The sequence below is a fragment of the Endobacterium panacihumi genome, assembly GCF_050847465.1.
GTDB classification, from domain to species: Bacteria; Pseudomonadota; Alphaproteobacteria; order Rhizobiales; family Rhizobiaceae; genus Neorhizobium; species Neorhizobium panacihumi.
The window spans coordinates 101,747-119,620 of sequence record NZ_JBOZRA010000003.1; the positions used below are offsets into that span (position 1 = coordinate 101,747).

15 protein-coding genes are annotated in these 17,874 nt (G+C 60.3%); 9 read left to right on the forward strand and 6 right to left on the reverse strand.

Annotated features, from left to right (window positions below; translation table 11 throughout):
- Nucleotides 1–23: 23 nt before the first annotated feature.
- From ACRQ1B_RS15890 to ACRQ1B_RS15900, 3 genes are read left to right on the forward strand one after another with little or no spacing between them, the layout of a single operon-like run.
- Nucleotides 24–1,271: an SfnB family sulfur acquisition oxidoreductase gene (locus tag ACRQ1B_RS15890; protein ID WP_432294732.1), complete on the forward strand. Its 1,248-nt coding sequence runs from the start codon at nt 24–26 to the stop codon at nt 1,269–1,271.
- 2 nt (nt 1,272–1,273) lie between these two features.
- Nucleotides 1,274–2,503, forward strand: coding sequence for an SfnB family sulfur acquisition oxidoreductase (locus tag ACRQ1B_RS15895; protein ID WP_432294733.1), 1,230 nt, complete (start codon nt 1,274–1,276; stop codon nt 2,501–2,503).
- 24 nt (nt 2,504–2,527) lie between these two features.
- Nucleotides 2,528–3,877 (forward strand): LLM class flavin-dependent oxidoreductase, encoded by a 1,350-nt coding sequence (locus tag ACRQ1B_RS15900; protein ID WP_432294734.1) that lies wholly within the window; start codon nt 2,528–2,530, stop codon nt 3,875–3,877.
- 27 nt (nt 3,878–3,904) lie between these two features.
- On the opposite strand, the gene ACRQ1B_RS15905 is transcribed toward ACRQ1B_RS15900, so the two are convergent.
- Nucleotides 3,905–5,332, reverse strand: coding sequence for an FAD/NAD(P)-binding protein (locus tag ACRQ1B_RS15905; protein WP_432294735.1), 1,428 nt, complete (start codon nt 5,330–5,332; stop codon nt 3,905–3,907).
- Nucleotides 5,333–5,500: 168 nt separating this feature from the next.
- Between ACRQ1B_RS15905 and ACRQ1B_RS15910 the strand changes: the two genes are divergently transcribed.
- The 4 genes from ACRQ1B_RS15910 (at nt 5,501) to ssuD (ending at nt 9,433) form a co-directional block, all read left to right on the forward strand.
- Complete coding sequence (locus ACRQ1B_RS15910) at nt 5,501–6,469, forward strand: aliphatic sulfonate ABC transporter substrate-binding protein (protein WP_432294736.1); 969 nt, start codon at nt 5,501–5,503, stop codon at nt 6,467–6,469.
- An 11-nt stretch (nt 6,470–6,480) separates the two neighbouring features.
- Nucleotides 6,481–7,326 (forward strand): ABC transporter permease, encoded by an 846-nt coding sequence (locus ACRQ1B_RS15915; RefSeq protein ID WP_432294737.1) that lies wholly within the window; start codon nt 6,481–6,483, stop codon nt 7,324–7,326.
- A complete protein-coding gene (locus ACRQ1B_RS15920) occupies nt 7,326–8,096 on the forward strand; it encodes an ABC transporter ATP-binding protein (RefSeq protein WP_432294738.1) in 771 nt (256 codons plus the stop codon). Before ACRQ1B_RS15915 ends, ACRQ1B_RS15920 begins: the two co-directional genes overlap by 1 nt.
- 167 nt (nt 8,097–8,263) lie before the next feature.
- Entirely contained in the window at nt 8,264–9,433 is a 1,170-nt protein-coding gene (gene ssuD / locus ACRQ1B_RS15925) for an FMNH2-dependent alkanesulfonate monooxygenase (RefSeq protein WP_432294739.1), read from the forward strand.
- 90 nt (nt 9,434–9,523) lie between these two features.
- Here the strand turns inward: ssuD and ACRQ1B_RS15930 are convergent, their stop codons facing one another.
- A complete protein-coding gene (locus ACRQ1B_RS15930) occupies nt 9,524–10,474 on the reverse strand; it encodes a sulfonate ABC transporter substrate-binding protein (RefSeq protein WP_432294740.1) in 951 nt (316 codons plus the stop codon).
- Nucleotides 10,475–10,752: 278 nt separating this feature from the next.
- Here ACRQ1B_RS15930 and cysE point away from each other — a divergent pair, with 278 nt between their 5' ends.
- Nucleotides 10,753–11,637, forward strand: coding sequence for a serine O-acetyltransferase (gene cysE, locus ACRQ1B_RS15935; protein ID WP_432294741.1), 885 nt, complete (start codon nt 10,753–10,755; stop codon nt 11,635–11,637).
- A gap of 759 nt (nt 11,638–12,396) precedes the next feature.
- On the opposite strand, the gene ACRQ1B_RS15940 is transcribed toward cysE, so the two are convergent.
- Both ACRQ1B_RS15940 and ACRQ1B_RS15945 read right to left on the reverse strand, forming a co-directional pair.
- Nucleotides 12,397–13,740 (reverse strand): pyridoxal phosphate-dependent decarboxylase family protein, encoded by a 1,344-nt coding sequence (locus ACRQ1B_RS15940; RefSeq protein WP_432294742.1) that lies wholly within the window; start codon nt 13,738–13,740, stop codon nt 12,397–12,399.
- Between the two features lie 30 nt (nt 13,741–13,770).
- Nucleotides 13,771–14,223, reverse strand: a complete 453-nt coding sequence (locus ACRQ1B_RS15945) for a winged helix-turn-helix transcriptional regulator (RefSeq protein ID WP_432295281.1) — start codon at nt 14,221–14,223, stop codon at nt 13,771–13,773.
- 106 nt (nt 14,224–14,329) lie between these two features.
- Here ACRQ1B_RS15945 and ACRQ1B_RS15950 point away from each other — a divergent pair, with 106 nt between their 5' ends.
- Nucleotides 14,330–15,613 carry an MFS transporter gene (locus ACRQ1B_RS15950; RefSeq protein WP_432294743.1) on the forward strand — a complete coding sequence of 428 codons (1,284 nt, stop codon included), beginning with the start codon at nt 14,330–14,332 and terminating at the stop codon, nt 15,611–15,613.
- Nucleotides 15,614–15,797: 184 nt separating this feature from the next.
- On the opposite strand, the gene ACRQ1B_RS15955 is transcribed toward ACRQ1B_RS15950, so the two are convergent.
- Both ACRQ1B_RS15955 and ACRQ1B_RS15960 read right to left on the reverse strand, forming a co-directional pair.
- A complete protein-coding gene (locus ACRQ1B_RS15955) occupies nt 15,798–16,862 on the reverse strand; it encodes an LLM class flavin-dependent oxidoreductase (protein WP_432294744.1) in 1,065 nt (354 codons plus the stop codon).
- Entirely contained in the window at nt 16,859–17,869 is a 1,011-nt protein-coding gene (locus ACRQ1B_RS15960) for a C-terminal binding protein (RefSeq protein WP_432294745.1), read from the reverse strand. Before ACRQ1B_RS15960 ends, ACRQ1B_RS15955 begins: the two co-directional genes overlap by 4 nt.
- Nucleotides 17,870–17,874 lie beyond the last annotated feature (5 nt).

The window sequence follows — 17,874 nt, forward strand, 5'->3', positions numbered from 1 at the left end:
TTCTCATGCCTCCGGATCCTCCCATGCCATCATTGCAGAGCCAGACATTTTTGAGCAAGCAGCATGTCGTCGGCCCAAAGCCGCCTTCGCCCGTTCATCGCATTGCAAGCGATGACGAAGCGATCGAGATCGCCCTGCGGCTGGCCGGGGAATTCGGCAAGGGCGCGGCCGAGCGGGATCGCAACAGGGTTCTGCCGTGGGAGGAAATCGAAGCCTATACGGCAAGCGGGCTGGGGGCGATCACTGTGCCGCGCAGTCATGGCGGCGCCGGAGCCTCGTTCGAAACGGTTGCGCGCGTGTTCGAAATTCTCTGTGCCGCCGATCCGGCGCTGGGCCAGATACCGCAGAACCAGTTCGGCGTTCTGGCGCTGGTTGCCGATATCGGAACGGAGGCCCAGAAGGCGCGTATCTACCGCAACATCCTGGCCGGTTACCGGATCGGCAATGCCGGGCCGGAGCGCAAGACCAAGGCGGTCAACATCGCCACCACCCGTCTGGAAAGCACATCGACAGGGCTGCGCCTCAGCGGCAGCCGGTTTTATTCGACCGGCGCGATCTTTGCGCATTACATCCCCACCCGCGCCATGGACGATGAGGGCAGGGCAGTCCAGGCATGGGCGCGCCACGACAGTCCCGGCGTCACGGTCGTTGATGACTGGAACTCATTCGGTCAGCGCACCACGGCCAGCGGCACGGTGGATTTCGCAGATGTGCCGATCGATCCCGAACTTGTTCTGCCCGTACATGCCTTTGCCGACAGGCCTGGCCTCGCCGGCCCGATCTCGCAGCTGATCCAGGCCGCCATCGATGCCGGCATTGCCCGTGCGGCATTCGACGACGCGCTGGCCTTCGTTCGCGACCATGCCCGACCGTGGGTGGATTCCGGTCTGGAGCGGGCAACCGACGATCCGACCATCCTCCATGAGGTGGGAAGTCTTGCAACCGATCTGCATGCCGCGCAGGAAGTGCTTTATGCGGCCGGGCGGACGCTGGACGCGCTTGCCTCCGACCCTGTGACGGCAGAAAGCAGCGCCGCCGCATCCATCGCGGTGGCCGAAGCCAAGATCCTGACGACCGAGATCGCGCTATCCGCCAGCGAAAGGCTTTTCGATCTAGCGGGCTCCGCCGCGACCCGCGAAAGGCACAATCTGGATCGCCACTGGCGCAATGCGCGTGTCCATACGCTGCACGATCCCGTCAGATGGAAATATCATCTGATCGGGAACTACGTATTGAATGACGTGGCGCCCGCTCGCCACCAGTGGAATTGATTATGACGAGAGCTGCAATCGTAAGCCCGGCTCCTCCGGTGAGCCGCCGCCCGCACCTGATTACCAGCGATGCGGAAGCGCTGTCCGCCGCGCGCAGCTTTGCCGACACGGTGAAGGCGAGCGCATCCCGGCGGGATGCGGAACGGCTTCTGCCCTGGCTGGAACTCGACGATTTTGTCGCAACAGGCCTTTGGGCCATCACCGTTCCGAAGGAATATGGCGGTGCCGGCGTATCGGCGGGCACGCTGGCGCAGGTGACGGCGATCATCGCGGCCGCCGACGGGTCGCTCGCGCAGATCCCTCAGAACCATTATTATGCACTCGAAGTGCTGCGGGTCGGCGGCCGCGAAGAGCAGAAGCGCTTTTTTTACGATCGGGTCCTTGCCGGAGAGCGCTTTGGTAATGCCCTTGCCGAAATCGGCTTGCGGGATTTCAAGCGCCGCACGCAGTTGCTGGAGGATAGCGGCCGTCTTTTCGTGCAGGGCACCAAATATTATTGCACCGGCGCCATCTACGCTCACTGGATACCGACGCTGGTATCAAGGACCGAAGACGGGACCGCAAGGACCTATCTGGTGTTCGTGCCGCGCACGGCGCTCGGTGTCACCATCCATGACGACTGGGACGGTTTTGGTCAGCGGGTGACGGGAAGCGGCACTGTGAATTTCGACCGCGTCGCGGTGAATCCGGATCATGTCCTGCCGTTCCAGGCATCGTTCGAGCGGCCGACGACGATCGGGCCATTTGCCCAGCTGATACATGCCGCGATCGATCTCGGTATCGGGCAGGGGGCTTACGGCGACACTTTGGATTTCGTGCGGGAACGGTCGCGTGCCTGGATCGATGCCAAGGTGGAGAAGGCCACGGATGATCCGCTGACGCTGAGCGAGGTCGGACAGGTGCACATCCGGCTGCGGGCGTCGCAGGCACTTCTGGACCGCGCCGCCCGCCTGGTGGATGTGGCGATGGTCGCACCGGATGAAGACACGGTGGCGGCAGCCTCCATCGCGGTCGCGGAGGCGAAAATATTGGCGACGCGTGCGGGGCTGCTTGCCTCCAACAAGCTGTTCGAACTGTCGGGCACTTCATCGACGATGTCGACGGACAATTATGACCGTCACTGGCGCAATGTTCGCACTCACACGCTTCACGATCCGGTGCGCTGGAAATTTCAGGCAATCGGGCAATATTATCTGAACGGCCGGCGGCCACCCCGCCACGGCGCCCTCTGACCGCGCCGAAACCGGGAAATTTTCATGGCAGATACGAAGAAGATCCTCCTCAACGCCTTCAGCATGAACTGCGTCGGGCACATCAATCATGGCCTGTGGACGCATCCGCGCGACAGGTCTCAGGATTATCGGAAGCTCAGTTATTGGACCGATCTCGCCCGAACGCTGGAACGCGGGCTGTTCGACGGCATCTTTCTGGCCGATATCGTCGGGGTCTACGACATCTATCAGCAGTCCGTCGATCTGACGCTTCGGGAATCCATCCAGCTTCCGGTCAACGATCCGACCATACTCGTTTCGGCAATGGCCGCCGTGACTGGCAATCTCGGTTTCGGCATCACCGTCAATACCAGCATCGAGCATCCCTATACATTCGCCCGGCGCATATCGACACTGGACCACCTCACCGACGGGCGGATCGGCTGGAACATCGTGACCGGTTATCTCGACAGTGCCGCCCGCGCGCTGGGGCAGGATGGCATGCGCGAGCATGACGACCGCTACGACCGTGCCGACGATTATCTCGATGTGCTTTACAAGCTCTGGGAAAAGAGCTGGGACGACGATGCCGTGGTGCGCGACAAGGCCGGTCGCATTTATGCCCGGCCGGATCGTGTCCGCAAGATAAACCATGAAGGACCCTATTACAGTTCACATGGCTATCATCTGGCCGAGCCGTCACCGCAGCGGACGCCCGTGCTCTTTCAGGCCGGCACATCCGGACGGGGCAAGCGTTTTGCGGCGCGCCACGCGGAATGCATCTTCATCAGTGCGACCGATCCCGCTGCTGCACGCCGCACGGTCGATGCCTTGCGTGCGGAGGTCGTTGCGGCCGGCAGACGGTCGGACGACGTGAAGATTTTTCTCGGCATTACCGTTGTCGCGGGGGAAACGACCGGAGATGCGCAAGAGCGGCTTGCGGACTATCTGGATCACGCAAGTCCTGAGGCTGGGCTGGCGCATTTTTCGGCCGGCAGCGGCATCGATCTGTCCCGCTACGATCTCGATGAGGCAATCGCTTATGGCAAGGGCAATGCAATCCAGTCCGTCAGCCAGATGGCGCGCGAAAAAGGCTGGACCAAGCGGCAATTGCTGAAGGAACTCGCGATTGGCGGGCGATATCCGTTGATCGTCGGAGATGGCGCAAAGGTCGCCGAGGAGCTGATCCGCTGGACCGAGGAAAGCGGCATTGACGGGTTCAACCTGACCCGGACAGTGGTGCCGGAAAGTTATGAAACCTTCATCGACCTCGTCATCCCGCAACTGCAGGCGCGCAATGCCTACAAGACATCCTACGCGCAAGGCAGTTATCGCAACAGGCTTTTCGGTCAGGGTGATCGCCTTGGGGGCGCACATTATGCCCGGACGCTCTGAGAATAACGGTCGCTCTTTGCGAGGTGCTTATCGCTGCGGATAGTGCTTCTGCAAGACGGCAGCGACCGAGTTCGCCACCAGAACCGCGCTTTCGGCCACCTGCGGAAAGCCCATCAGCTCGCCGAAATGTCCGCGACCCAGCGGCCCGGCTATGAACAGGCTTGAATCCGCCGTGCCATCCGCAGAAATCGCCCTGGCTTCACCATTGCATGCCAGTCCCAAGCCGATCCGGTCGTTCTGCAAGTGACCGCGCTGGCCAAGCTCCCTCAGCCATTGCTGGCTTTGAAGGATTCTGCCATGCGCGGGTCCGGTAGTGACGACGACGGCATCGAACACGCGCTCCGATATATGCCGTGCGCCGCGTGGTCGAACGGAAACGTGGATCGTCTCGCCGATCACCGTCACGTCCAGCAAATGCGCCGCGAGAACTTCAAGTCGCCCCTCGGCGGTTTCGCGATCGAGCACGGCTTCGACCTGCGGGGCGATGCGGAACCGGTGAACATCCCAGTAGACGCGCAGATGGCGCACGATCCGGCGACGTTCCTTTTCGTCAAGCTGCGCCCAGACGGCGCTGCCCTGCGCGCGGACCTGATCGAGAACCGCATGCCATGTCATGCCCTGCCGTGCTGCCCCGCGGATAGCGGCTCGGATACGGGAAAGGAGATCACGGGCGCTGCTCGGTGGTGGCGACAGGAAGTCGCCAAACGGCTCCTGAACGCAAGGGGCATGGCCTCTCGAGCGCAAGCCGCGTCTGGACAGAGCGGTAATATGCGCGTAATGGCCGCGCTCCTTCAGCGACACGATGACGTCGGCCGAGGTCAGTCCGTTGCCGACGACAAGAACGCGGTCGTCCTTGCGCACAGGCCCCAATGCATCTGCCGGGGTCGGATCCGCGATGAAGCGCGGATGACCGGCAAGGGCCTGCGCAAGGCGGGCCGGAGCGGATGGGGCGGGATGTGTGGTGGCGATCACCACTATATCGGCCGCAAGCGTGTGACCGGCGCTGTCCGTGACGTGCCAGCGGGTGTTGTCCTTCGTGACCCCGGTTACCGCGGAGCGCACATGGCGCACGAGCCCCTTGTCCATCAGCGGTTTGACGCTGGCATGAAGATAAGCGCCGAACACACGGCGTTGCGGAAAGGCGTTTCCGTCTGCTGCAATCGCCCCGTCGTCGCCTTCCAGCGCGGCCGTTGCGGCAATCCAGTCGATGAAATGTTCGGGATGGTCGGGCAAAAGGCTCATGCGTGCGGCCGGCACGTTGATCCGGTGCACCCGGTCGAGTGAGCTATAGGCGAGGCCCCTGCCGAGCTCTTCCCGGGGCTCGACCACGACAATATCGGCCTCTGCCCCATGTTTTGCCAGATGATAGGCAACAGCGGCGCCCGTCGCACCACCGCCGATAATGGCGACAGTCGGTCGGTCTGGTATGTGTTCGCGGTCAGTTTCTGCGGTCACGGAAATTCACTTCGGCTGGCTTTGTGGAAACCTGAATCAAATTGCACTGCATCAAAAACCGATAAATTCCATCGATAAACAAGACAACGGAACATATTTTCTTATCCCCAGCGTCGCGGATGGCTACTTTTTGACGCTTGTCAAATGACGCATCAAAAGGGGTAAGGCATGCGATCGTTTATTGCAAAGCTTGTGGCGGTTGCCGCTTTCATGGGGCTGGGAGTGGGGCAGGCTTCGTCTGCGGATCTGTCCGAAATCCGCATCGATTGGGCAACTTATAATCCGGTCGGGCTGCTTATGAAGAAGGAAGGCTTGCTGGAGAAGGAATTCGAGAAGGATGGTATTTCCATCCGCTGGGTCCAGTCGGCGGGGTCGAACAAGGCGCTCGAATTTCTCAATGCCGGCTCGATCGATTTCGGATCGACGGCCGGAGCGGCTGCACTGATCGCTCGCGTCAACGGCAACCCGATCAAATCTGTCTATGTCTACTCCCGCCCGGAATGGACGGCGCTAGTGACCGGCAAGGATTCGCAGATTGCCAGCATCGCAGACCTCAAGGGCAAATCCGTCGCTGTCACGCGCGGCACCGATCCGCATATCTTTCTCGTGCGTGCGCTGAGCGACGCCGGACTGAAAGACGGTGACGTGAAATTCGTGCTCCTGCAGCATGCCGATGGGCGGCTGGCGCTGACCCGTGGGGATGTCGATGCCTGGGCCGGCCTTGATCCGCTGATGGCCGCCGCGGAAGTGGAAGACGGTGCAAAACTGTTTTATCGCAAGCCGGAGAACAACACCTGGGGGGTGCTGAACACCACGGAAACCTTTGCCAGCGAGCATCCGGACGTCGTGAAACGCGTGCTGGGCGTCTATGAAGTGGCGCGCAAGCGCGCACTGGCGGATCCGGCAGTACTCAAGGTTGCACTGATCGAGGCGGCCAAGCTGCCCGACGCGGTGATTGCAAGGCAGCTCGAGCGGACGGACCTGACGGCATCTCGCATCGGAACCGAGCAGCGTGACACGATCCTCAAGGCCGGTCTTGCCCTGCAGCAGGCGGGCGTGTTGCCGGCGGAGGCCGATATCGCGGCAGAAACGGACAAGCTTGTCGATCCGAGTTTCAGCGAAGCTTTCTTTCAGTGACGGTGCAAAACGTGACGACGACCGATCTCCTGCTGGAGGAGGGCGAAGGGAAAGGCCAAGAGCGCGCTGCAGCGCCGTCATGGTCGCCTTTCCTCAAGCGCTTCCTTCTTGCAATCGTCCTGCCGGTCGGCGGCTTCCTGATCTGGGAAGCCGCAGTTTCGGCAGGCATCGCAACAGGACGGCTGGTGCCGCCGCCCTCACGGATCATCGCCACGCTTGCCCAACTCGCACAAGGGGGCGCGCTCTATGAGCACATTGGGGCAACCTGTCTGCGTGTGCTGTTCGGTTTCCTGACGGGCGCGCTTGCCGGTGCGGTTCTCGGCTGTGTCACCGGCTTTTTCGGCATTGCCCGAGGTCTGATCGATCCTAGCCTGCAGGCGCTGCGCGCCATCCCGTCGATTGCCTGGGTGCCGCTGTTCATCCTATGGTTCGGCATATTCGAAACGTCCAAGGTGGTGCTGATCGCCACCGGCGTGTTTTTCCCGGTTTATCTCGGGGTGTCGACCGCAATCCTGTCCGTCGATCGCAAGATCGTCGAGGTCGGGCGGATTTTTCGGCTTTCCGGTTTCGATCTCGTCCGGCGCGTGCTGTTTCCCGCGGTTCTGCCGTCCTTCATCGTGTCGCTGCGGTCCGGCCTCGGGCTCGGCTGGATGTTCGTGGTTGCGGCCGAATTCATGGGCGCCTCGGAAGGCCTCGGTTATCTTCTGGTGGATGGCCAGCAGCTTGGAAAACCCGACCAGATCGTGGCGGCGATCATCATCTTTGCGGTCATCGGCAAGCTCTCCGATGGATTGCTGGTTCTCCTGACGTCGCCGCTCGTGGCCTGGCAGGACAGATATGCGCGGGGGAATGCCTGATGTTGTCGCTTAAAGGGCTTTCCAAGACCTATGGAAAAGGTGTGCAGGCGCTTGGCAGTTTCACGCTCGATGTGCCGCCGGGAGAAATCGTTGCGGTGATCGGCGGCTCCGGTTGCGGCAAAAGCACGTTGTTGCGTCTGGTCAGCGGGCTCGATCGACCGAGTTCCGGCGCGGTTTCGATCAATTGCGAAGCCGTCGAAAAACCACATCCGCTCATCAACCTGATCTTTCAAGAGCCGCGTCTGCTGCCGTGGCTGACGGTCCGGGACAATATCCGTTTCGGACTGGCTGACCTGCCCGCCGTCGAGCGGAACCGCAGGGTGCAGGCCGCCCTGACGCAGGTGCATCTGGAAGGATATGAGGACCGTCTTCCCAAGGAACTTTCCGGCGGACAGGCACAACGCGTGGCGATAGCGCGCGCTCTGGTCACCAGACCGGAAGTGCTTCTGCTCGACGAGCCGTTTTCCGCTCTCGACGCGCTGACAAGGGCCGCCCTGCAGAAATACCTCCTGGATATCTGGCAGGAGATGCGGCCAACCATCGTGCTCGTCACGCATGATATCGATGAAGCCGTTCTTCTGGCGCACAGGGTGATCGTGATGCAGCCGTGGCCGGGTCGCATTCTTGGCGAAGTCGTCATCGACCTTCCCCTTCGGCGTGACCGTCACGACGAGGGCATTGATCGTTATCGCCGGCAGGTGAGAGGCCTGCTCGATCGTTCGCTGGCCGGGACAGGCAATAGGGAGCATGCTGCGCCCGTTCCTGCCTGATGCCGGTCTCCCCGGTTGTTCGACAACTCCATGGCCTGCATTATTGGAACAGAATTTCCCGGATGCACCGATGATTAGAGTGGCGGTTCTGTCGAACCCATTCGCATGGCCTTAGCTTGGCACGTGCCGGCGCCGGCATGTCGCGGCTCAAAACAAGGATATCAATCATGGCCACCACGGGGCAGCCTATCGATTTTCTATGGTTCATCCCATCGTCCGGAGATGGAGCCTATCTCGGCTCGGATGACCTCAACCGCCCGGCTGATCCCGGTTATTTCCGCGAAATCGCCAAGGCGGCGGATCGACTCGGTTATTCCGGTGTGCTGATCCCGACAGGCGCTGCCTGCGAGGAATCCTTCATCCTTGCAGCCGATCTTGCCGCCCATACGGAAAAGCTGAAGTTTCTCGTGGCAATTCGGCCGGGTGTCGCGTCGCCGGCCTATTACGCGCGCATGGCATCGACACTTGATCGCGTCTCGGGTGGGCGCCTGCTGCTGAACATCGTGGTGGGCGGCAGCGCGCAGGAACTGGCCGGCGACGGCATCTTCCTTCCGCATGACGAGCGCTACCTGCATGCCGACGAGTTCTTCCAGGTGTTCAATCCGCTGATCGAGACCGGGTCCGCGCATCTGGATGGCAAGTATATCAAGGCGCATCACGCCGATCTCGGGCTTCCGCCGGTGCAGCAGCCGCGCCCGCCCATCTATTTCGGCGGCTCCTCCGATTCCGCCATCGATTTTTCGGCCGGTATCATCGACAAATATCTGACCTGGGGCGAACCGCCGGCGCAGGTGGAGGAAAAGATCGCCAAGGTACGCAAGGCGGCGGCAGCACTCGGCCGCGAGGTGACGTTCGGCATCCGGCTGCATTTCATCGTGCGCGAAACGGATGAGGAAGCCTGGGAAGCGGCCGACCGGCTGATCTCCAAACTGTCGGACGAGACGATCGCGGCGGCGCAGGAAGTGTTCGCCAAAAATTCGGATTCTGTCGGGCAGGCGCGGATGGTGGCGCTTCACAACGGTCGGCGTGACCGGCTCGAAGTGTCTCCCAATCTTTGGGCCGGTGTCGGGCTGGTGCGTTCCGGGGCCGGCACGGCACTCGTCGGTTCGGCCAAAACCGTTGCTGCAAGGCTCCGCGAATATCAGGACCTGGGGATCGATACCGTCATCGCCTCGGGTTATCCGCATCTCGAGGAAGCCTATAGGGTCTCCGAACTGCTCTTTCCGGAACTTGGGCTGGAAGGCCCGCGCAACCAGATCCGCTCATCCTTCGGCAAACGTCAGGTCTTCGGCGGCGGCGGACACGCGGGTAATGTCAAACTGGCATCCGGCTCGTGAGACGCTTCCGATCGCGTTTCTGACGTTTTCGGCAAATGAATGCCAAGGTTCAAGGAAAGCCGGCTCGTGAAAACTTGCCGGCTTTCGTGCTCAGGCCTTTCCGTTCCAGACGGCGTCGGCCACATTCAGTTTTTTCGGCACCAGCTTCAGGGCGAAAAAGGTGTCGGCGATGGCCTGTTGCTGCTGCACGACCTTCTCGTCGAGTTGCTTGATCCCGTATGACTGGCGTTCCAGTGCCCTGATCAGCACCGGACGCGGAATGCCGACAAGCGGAGCGAGTTCTGCGGCCGCAGCGGCGGTGTCCGCCTTGGCCCAATTGTCGATTTCCGAAATGGCGTCGATCAGCACCTTGATCGTCTGGCCGTGGTTGTCGATGAACGATCGGGACCCGAGATAGAACTGATGATTGGGCACCAGCCCTTCACCGTTTCTCAGTTCACGCGCCTCGATTGCGACTTCCGCGGCGGCCTGAAACGGATCCCATATCACCCAGGCATCCACAGCACCTTTTTCGAAAGCCGCGCGTCCGTCGGATGGCGCGAGGAAAACCGGCTCGATATCCTCGTAGCCGAGGCCTGCTTCCTCAAGCGCCTTTACCAGCAGATAATGGACGTTCGAACCCTTGTTGAACGCGATCTTTTTGCCCTTGAGATCAGCGACAGAACGGATCGGACTATTCTTGGGCACGAGTATCGCTTCGCCTTTCGGTGCCGGAGGCTCGTGTGCGATATAAACCAGCGGTGCGTTGGCGGCCTGGGCGAAGATCGGCGGCGTTTCTCCGGTGGAACCGAAATCGACGGCGCCCGCATTGAGCGCCTCCAGCAATTGCGGACCGCCCGGAAACTCGGACCACGCCACTTCGTAACCGATCGGCTCAAGCATCTTTTCGAGCAGACCTTTTCCCTTGAGAAGCACGAGGGTTCCGTATTTCTGGTAACCGACGCGGATGGTCTTGCCGGCAGCGCTCGCCTGTCGCGCAGCCATCGGCATTGCGAGCACGCCCGCCAGACCCGCTGTAAAATGTCTGCGAGTGATGTTCATTTCTACCCTCCAATGTCGCTTCTCAGGTTAGCGGCCATTGATCCGTTCGCGAGACTTAGTTTGCTAATTGCCGCCTCAGGCAAGGATTTGCTTTCCAGCTTTCGGGTGAGATTGAGTAGCCGATCAGCCTTACACCACGACGCACTTCCATCGAGCAAAGCGCCGTCGGCATCCAGCGCCAGGATCGAAGGCTTGATCGAACATCTGGTCGGCTGGGGATAATTGATCACATGTCCCATGCAACCTATAGTGCGGGCTCCCATGGCAAACAGAGAAAAATGATGACGATCAACCGGGCATCTTCAGGCGCATTCGAAATCGAACCGACGAAAGTCAAATCTCCGGTTCGCGAAAAGGATGAAGCTGCCGATCGTTCATCAAGCGTGTGGGCTACGCTTCGTCGCGAGGCACAGGCAGTGCTGGAGAATGACCCGCGGCTTGCCCGCGCAATGAAACTGAACGTTCTGGATCACGAAACATTTGCTCACGGCCTGGCGCATCGCCTTTCGGAAACCTTTGCGAACAACGCCGTCGATGGCGATCTCCTGACGTCGTTATCTCTTGATGTTTTCGATGCATCTCCCGAAATTCTAAGGCATGCTATCCTGGATCTTCAGGCTGTGTATGACCGCGATCCGAGCACTTCCGAGCTGCTCGTGCCTTTTCTCTACTTCAAGGGCTTTCTGGCGCTGCAGGGGCACAGAATAGCGCATTGGCTTTGGCATAACGATAAACGACACATGGCGCGTCACATACAGAGCCGCAGCTGCGATTTTCTTTCGATAGACATTCATCCGGCCGCTCGCATGGGAAGCGGGATTATGCTCGATCATGGAAACGGACTTGTGATTGGTGAAACAGCCGTGGTGGAAGATGACGTCTCCATTCTGCAGGACGTCACTTTGGGCGGGACAGGCAAGGACACCGGCGATCGGCATCCTAAGATCCGCCGTGGTGCATTGATTGGCGCGGGTGCGAAAATACTCGGCAATATTGAAATCGGGGTCGGGGCGAAGGTCGGGGCGGGAAGCGTCGTCGTATCGGCTGTCGCGGCTCATAGCTCGGTGGCCGGTGTTCCGGCGCGCATCGTCGGAAAACCGAAGTCCGACCTTCCGGGAATTTCGATGGAAATTCCCGATGCTGACAGTGATTATGTGATTTAGTACAAATTCTGAAAAATACGGTTTAACAGATTGGTATTGGGTTGTTATCGCGAGTTGCGATAAATGGGAAATATCCTGCCTCTCCAGGAAGGCGCGGCAGGCTCCAGAGGGGCTTGGGCACATACACCCAGCGATCTTCTGGAGCTGAAGTTCAAGAACCGCAGGTCAGAAGACATCTTTGTCTTTGGCGCGCAGGATCGAGGCGGTTGTGGCGGTCAGATTCGCCGTCTTGGCAAAAGCCGAGCGCGGTTTCGTCTGCTGGACGGCGCCCGCACATTTGTGAGAGCCGAACCTGTTGAGTTGGACAGGGATCGTCCGCCACCTCCGCATTCACCGAGATTGCGGGTGCCTTTTTCCTGTCGTTCTGGCTGAACGAAACGATCTTTCGCGCCCCGGGCAATTCGGAAGCGCTCACCCGATGAATGAATTCGCCGCTCGCAATGTTTCGTCGCCATCTGGCTTTGACCACGGATGTACTGGCACTGTTAAAGAGGTACCGGTAAGGAAGGTCGGTGCGATTTTGCCCCGGCCTTTTTTGTTGTTGCGATATTGGCCGGTGTTCGAAGCAGCGGGTCACTGGTTTGGGCTCGTTCAAGATCGACTGAGTGAACCTCGTGCCTAACCGTTGCTGCAAATTGACGCGTGACTGTCCAGCGTCATTCAGTACATCTGGTCATACAGGTTGGAAGGCACTGTGAAGGTGCCCAGCTGCAATGAACGATGATGGCGCGCCGCAGTACAGTCGTCCGTACATTTTGCTTAACTCTGAGCCGCGGCCACCAGCGCATCAGCGAGGCGAACGACATCTTGATGTCGAGTGCGCCAAGATGAGAGGCTGATGCGAAATGCAGGACGGCCTTGCCAGACCGTGTTGCCGAACCAGCCTGCACCGGTCTCCAGTACAGCCTGGCGGACTTGCGCAGTGCGCTCATCGTCATCGCAACGGACCAGCACCTGGTTGAGGACGACGCGATTGAGAACGTCGAGGCCGCCTGTGCGAAGACGATCTGCCAGCCAGGTGGCCTCATCGCAATGACGGTCAACCAACTCGGCAACACCGAAACGCCCAAGCGTCCGAAGAGCCGCCCAAATCGGAATGCCGCGCGCCCGCCGTGAAAATTCCAGCGTGAGGTTTTTCTGTGCATCGGCGGAAGCGGTTGCGTAAACCGCGTCACCATTCATGGCTTGAGCGAGGGCTTCAGCATGCCGGCAAATAGCCACTGCGCCGTCATAGGGCGTGTTCAGCCATTTATGGCCGTCCGTGGTCCAGCTGTCCGCTGTGTCGATGCCATCCGTCAATGCTCTCCTCGACGATGCTCGCGCCCACAGGCCGAATGCGCCATCGACATGGACCCAGGCATTGGCTGAGCGTGCCGCTGCGATCAGCGGCACGAATGAGTCGAACTCACCCGTGTTGACCTCGCCAGCCTGAAGGCAAAGAATGGTTCTGTCATCGAGAGCAGGTAACTGGGCAGGATCAATCCTGCCATATGCATCGGTTGGCGCCGTGGTCAGTCGAGAGATACCGAAACCCAGCAGTCGGAGTGCCTTGAGCACCGTGACATGGACAGTCTTCGAGACAACGACCTTGATTTCGGGCGCGCCGATCAATCCGTCCCGGTCAAAATCCCAGCCATGACGCGCAAGCAGCGAGCGTCGTGCAGCCGAAAGGCAGGAGAGCGTGCATGCGGTCGCACTTGTGCCGAAGCCGACCGCGCTTTCACGCGGCAGGTCGAGAATGTCGAGCAGCCAGTGCGCGGCAACTCTCTCGATTGTGGCAGCCACCGGGGAGTTTTCGTAGGACGAGGCGCACTGATCCCAGGCAAGCATCAGCCGCTCGGCTGCAGCGGCGGCAGGCAAGGCCGCGCCGATCACGAACCCGAAGTAGCGGGGGCCATTTGAAGCTGTGGTCGCGGGGGAACCGTGAACATCGAGCATCCGCAGTGTCTCGGCGGCCTCAGATCCCTCCTCGGGGAGTTTTTCAGAAAATACCGCAAGGCCGTCGCGTGCGGCTTGGCCGGGGAATGGTGGACGGTCTCCGATTCCCGCCAGGTAGTTCCTTGCACGCTCATCCGCTTCGGCGACGAGTTCCAGTTCCTGCATGCTTCTTATCTTTCCTGTACTGAATTTCGATCAGCGATCCTTGATTTTCTGGACCCGAGTATCGTCCCAACCCAACGACTGTCCGTCCTGCGCGTGCAGCTCAAGACGCGCGACCGGAACGCCTGTTTCCGCGACGACGAGCGACGACCTCGGTTCATCCGGGCGATAGAGATGGTCTTCGCTCCACTGACGCAGCGCGATAATGACGAGGAAAAGACCGCGTCCTTTGTCCGTCAAGACATATTCCCGATAGGCGCTCCCATCGGAGGCTGGTGCGAATTCCAGAATGCCGCGATCAGTCAGATCACGCAGCCTTGTCGCCAGCATCCCCTTGGCAATGCCGAGGCTCGTCTGAAACTCGGTAAACCGGCGCACGCCATCGAAGGCGTCACGGATGATCAATAGTGACCACCAGTCGCCGATAACGTCGAGCGCGCGCGCGACCGGACACCCCGTATTCCATTGGCTGACACGCTTGACCATGACCATCCGACCCCCATGTGCAATCTGGTCTTAAAATAGAACTGGATTCGCAGATTTGCAAGTGGTCTTAATATGGAACTAGATTAATTTCGCGATCGGGATCCCCATGCAGCAATCGGATGAAGACGGACACAGCGCTGGTACGGCATTGTCGAGAGGAACCGCCCTCATCTTCGCGGTGGCTGCAGGCCTCAGTGTCGCGAATATCTATTACGCGCAGCCTTTGCTTGGTTCGATAGCAGGGGATTTCGACATTTCCCAATCTGCGATCGGTCTCGTCGTGACGATGGCGCAGATAGGTTACGCGCTGGGACTGATCTTTATTGTTCCGCTTGGCAACTTGATCCCACGCCGCCGACTGATCATCGGTCAGGGAAGCTTGTCAGTGGTCATGTTGGTCGCGGTCGCAACGGCAAGAACCGAAGTGGTTCTTTTCGTCAGTCTTGCCTTGATGGGTGTGCTTTCGGTCATGGTGCAAATCCTTGTTGCCTTCGCCGCAACCCTGTCGGCTCCCGGCGAGCGGGGATGGGCAGTCGGAATGGTGACCGGTGGGGTGGTGATCGGTATTTTGGTCGCCCGTGTCGTTGCCGGCGTGCTGGCTGATCTTGGTGGATGGCGTGCTGTTTACCTGACCTCTGCCGTTTTGACGGGTGCCATGGTCATCGTGCTGATATGTGCCATGCCACGGCAGACGTTGCGAAGAAGCACAGATAGCTATGTCGCCACGCTGCGATCGATCCCGATCCTGTTTTTGCGTGATCGCATATTGTTGGTTCGCGGGTTGCTGGCTCTGATGATCTTCGCGGCGTTCAGCACGTTATGGACGACACTGACCATGCCGCTCATCGCGCCGCCATTCTCCTATTCCCATACACAGGTCGGCTTGCTGGGTCTTTTGGGGGTGGCAGGCGCCGTTGCGGCAACCGGCGCAGGCCGGCTCGCTGATCGCGGGCTGGGGCAGCGGACGACAGGCGTGTCGCTTTCGCTGTTGCTCGCGTCATGGGCGCTGATCGCCATGCTGCCGACATCGGTGACGCCTCTGCTTGTCGGCATTGTTCTACTGGATCTGGCGGTGCAGGCAGCCCATGTTACCAATCAAAGCATGATCCTCAACCGCTATCCTCCCGAAGCGAGCAGCCGCCTCGTCGGCGGCTATATGGTGTTCTATTCGATCGGCAGTGCCATTGGCGCAATTTCCTCGACGACGGTATATGCTCACGCAGGATGGTCTGGCGTGTCGGTGATAGGGGCGGGTTATAGCGCCATTGCCTTGATTTTTTGGAAGGTTACGCTTCGTCCGCGGACGAGCGCGTCGCAAGCCTCCTATGAAAGAAGCATCCTGGGAACGAAGGGATCATGGGAAAGCTCAAGAGACCCCTGTGCGGATTGAAGGCCATCGCACTGGCAACCGAATTTTGGACTTTCCAATAGGACACCGTGCCGGCGACGGAGGTGCCCAGCAATCCTGTCGGCAACCTACCGTTTTCCCGGTCTGCGGCTTCAAGTGAGCGCTGGTTCAACACCGATCGAGAGCACGCTGCGGAGCCACGTTCTCACATCCTGGTGCATTCAATTCATACAAGCGGCAGGAGTTGGCTTCCCTGCCGCTTTATCTCTTGCAGATAGGGTGTGTCCGAGAGCACGAAATGGGTAATGCCGAGGTCCCGATATTTACGTAGAGACCTCGCGACATCCTCCGCCGAACCCACCAGCCAGGTCGTGCCGGCACCGCCGCCGCCGTACCTGCCCGGCGCGGTGTAGAGGTTTTCATCAAGAACATCTCCACGGGCAGCGAGATCCAGAAGCCGCTGCTGGCCGACGGCCACGCCGTGACGGTGATCCTGCCAGCTGCCGGCCGAACCCTCGGCCATCTTCGCGACTTTCGCCTGCGCATCCGCCCATGCCTGTTCCGTCGTATCACGCACGAGCGTCGTGATCCTCAGCCCGAATTGCAGCGGCTGCAGGTCTCGATCGAGTGTCCTGCTCAGTTGTTTCAGCCGGTCGATACGTTCGTGCACGCCCTCGAGCGGCTCACCCCAGAAGAGCTGGACGTCGGCTTCGGTGGCAGCAACCTGCTCGGCCGCTGGTGAGGCGCCACCGAAATAGAGCTTGGGATGGCGACGATCGCCAACCTGCTCCAGCCTCGGCATAACGGTGGAGCCGGTGACTTCGAAATGCGCACCGCGGAAGGTGACATCTTCTTCCGTCCACAGCCGGCGGGTCAGACGCATGAATTCCTTGGTGCGAGCATAACGCTGCGCCTGATCACCTTCCTCGTCGCCGTAGGCCGCGAGCGCATCCGGCCCGGACACGACGTTGACGCGCACACGTCCACCACTCAGATGGTCGAGCGTTGCGGCAGCGGAGGCGAAGTTCGCCGGCTTCCAATAACCGGGCCTGACGGCGATCAGCGGCTCGAAAGTCGTGGTGCGCGCAACCAGTGCAGTCGCGACGGTGAATGTGTCCGGCCGCCCCCACCCGGTGCCGATCAGCGCACCTTTCCAGCCATGGTCTTCCATGGCTTTTGCCTGGCCTGTCAGGGTCTCCAGACTGTTGTGGTTCGGATCGGCCACGTCGCCACGATGGCCGGATTTGACATCATTGGGAATGTACCAGAGAAATTCGGCTTGGCTGGTCATGATCGATCCGTAACCTGATTTCGGAGTTTTCCCTCGTCGAGCAGCAATCTGACGGTTTTCGCCGCGTTGCGGCGCATCTCGATTGCCGCGTGATCCGAGTAGAAGGCATTGTGCGGGGTGATGACCAGACGCCCGGCAAGACAGTCTTCGCGATGACGCCATGCCGTCAGCAGGGGATGATCGCCGGGCGGTTCCTTAACCAGCGTGTCAATTGCCGCTGCGGCCAGATGGTTGCTGCGCAATGCAGCTTCCAGCGCATCGAGATCGTCGATCAATTCCCCTCGCGCTGTGTTGACGATGATTGCTCCGGGTTTCAGCCGTGAAAGACCGGATGCATCGAGAAGCCCGCGCGTCTCATCCGTTGCCGGACAATGGAGCGTGACGATATCCGACTGGGCAAGAAGGTCTTCGAGCCGTTCCGCCCGCTCATAGCCGATCGCCTTTTCGTGGCCCGGCGGTTGCCCCGGATCATAACCGAGAATGCGGAAACCAAAGGGTTTCAGACGGTTGACCACGGCAGTGCCGATCCGGCCGACACCAACGACCCCGACCGTCGTCTTGTTGGAGCGGGAAAGCGGCTTCAAACTATGGACCTGCCACGCGGAGACGTATCCACGGGCGCGGGCGTCATGTTCCCAGAGCCGACGATGCAGGGAAAGGATCATCGCCATCGCGTGATCGGCCACCTCCTCGGTGCCGTAATCCGGGTTGTTTGCGAAGGGGATGCCGGCGGCGGCAAGTGCGGGCAGGTCGATCTTCTCGTAACCGACGCCGTAACGTACCACACCTCTGCAACGGGTAAGGTGCTTAATGCTCTGCGGCCCGAGCCGGGCGCCCCAGACCATCAGTGCATCGAGTCTCGCCAGACGATCAGCCGCGAAGGATGTTTCATCCGTGCTGGCAAAAAAATCGATCTCGACATCGCTGCCGAGCACCTCTGCTTCCAGATCGGGTTCGCCGATCATGTGGTCGGTAATGCCGACCACATATTTCCGTTCTGCTGTCATGTTGG

Coding starts and splice junctions, on each gene's coding strand:
- ACRQ1B_RS15890 (WP_432294732.1), top strand. CDS start 24: ATGCCATCATTGCAGAGCCAGACATTTTTGAGCAAGCAGCATGTCGTC.
- ACRQ1B_RS15895 (WP_432294733.1), top strand. CDS start 1,274: ATGACGAGAGCTGCAATCGTAAGCCCGGCTCCTCCGGTGAGCCGCCGC.
- ACRQ1B_RS15900 (WP_432294734.1), top strand. CDS start 2,528: ATGGCAGATACGAAGAAGATCCTCCTCAACGCCTTCAGCATGAACTGC.
- ACRQ1B_RS15910 (WP_432294736.1), top strand. CDS start 5,501: ATGCGATCGTTTATTGCAAAGCTTGTGGCGGTTGCCGCTTTCATGGGG.
- ACRQ1B_RS15920 (WP_432294738.1), top strand. CDS start 7,326: ATGTTGTCGCTTAAAGGGCTTTCCAAGACCTATGGAAAAGGTGTGCAG.
- ssuD (WP_432294739.1), top strand. CDS start 8,264: ATGGCCACCACGGGGCAGCCTATCGATTTTCTATGGTTCATCCCATCG.
- ACRQ1B_RS15930 (WP_432294740.1), bottom strand. CDS start 10,474: ATGAACATCACTCGCAGACATTTTACAGCGGGTCTGGCGGGCGTGCTC.
- cysE (WP_432294741.1), top strand. CDS start 10,753: ATGATGACGATCAACCGGGCATCTTCAGGCGCATTCGAAATCGAACCG.
- ACRQ1B_RS15940 (WP_432294742.1), bottom strand. CDS start 13,740: ATGCAGGAACTGGAACTCGTCGCCGAAGCGGATGAGCGTGCAAGGAAC.
- ACRQ1B_RS15945 (WP_432295281.1), bottom strand. CDS start 14,223: ATGGTCAAGCGTGTCAGCCAATGGAATACGGGGTGTCCGGTCGCGCGC.
- ACRQ1B_RS15950 (WP_432294743.1), top strand. CDS start 14,330: ATGCAGCAATCGGATGAAGACGGACACAGCGCTGGTACGGCATTGTCG.
- ACRQ1B_RS15955 (WP_432294744.1), bottom strand. CDS start 16,862: ATGACCAGCCAAGCCGAATTTCTCTGGTACATTCCCAATGATGTCAAA.
- ACRQ1B_RS15960 (WP_432294745.1), bottom strand. CDS start 17,869: ATGACAGCAGAACGGAAATATGTGGTCGGCATTACCGACCACATGATC.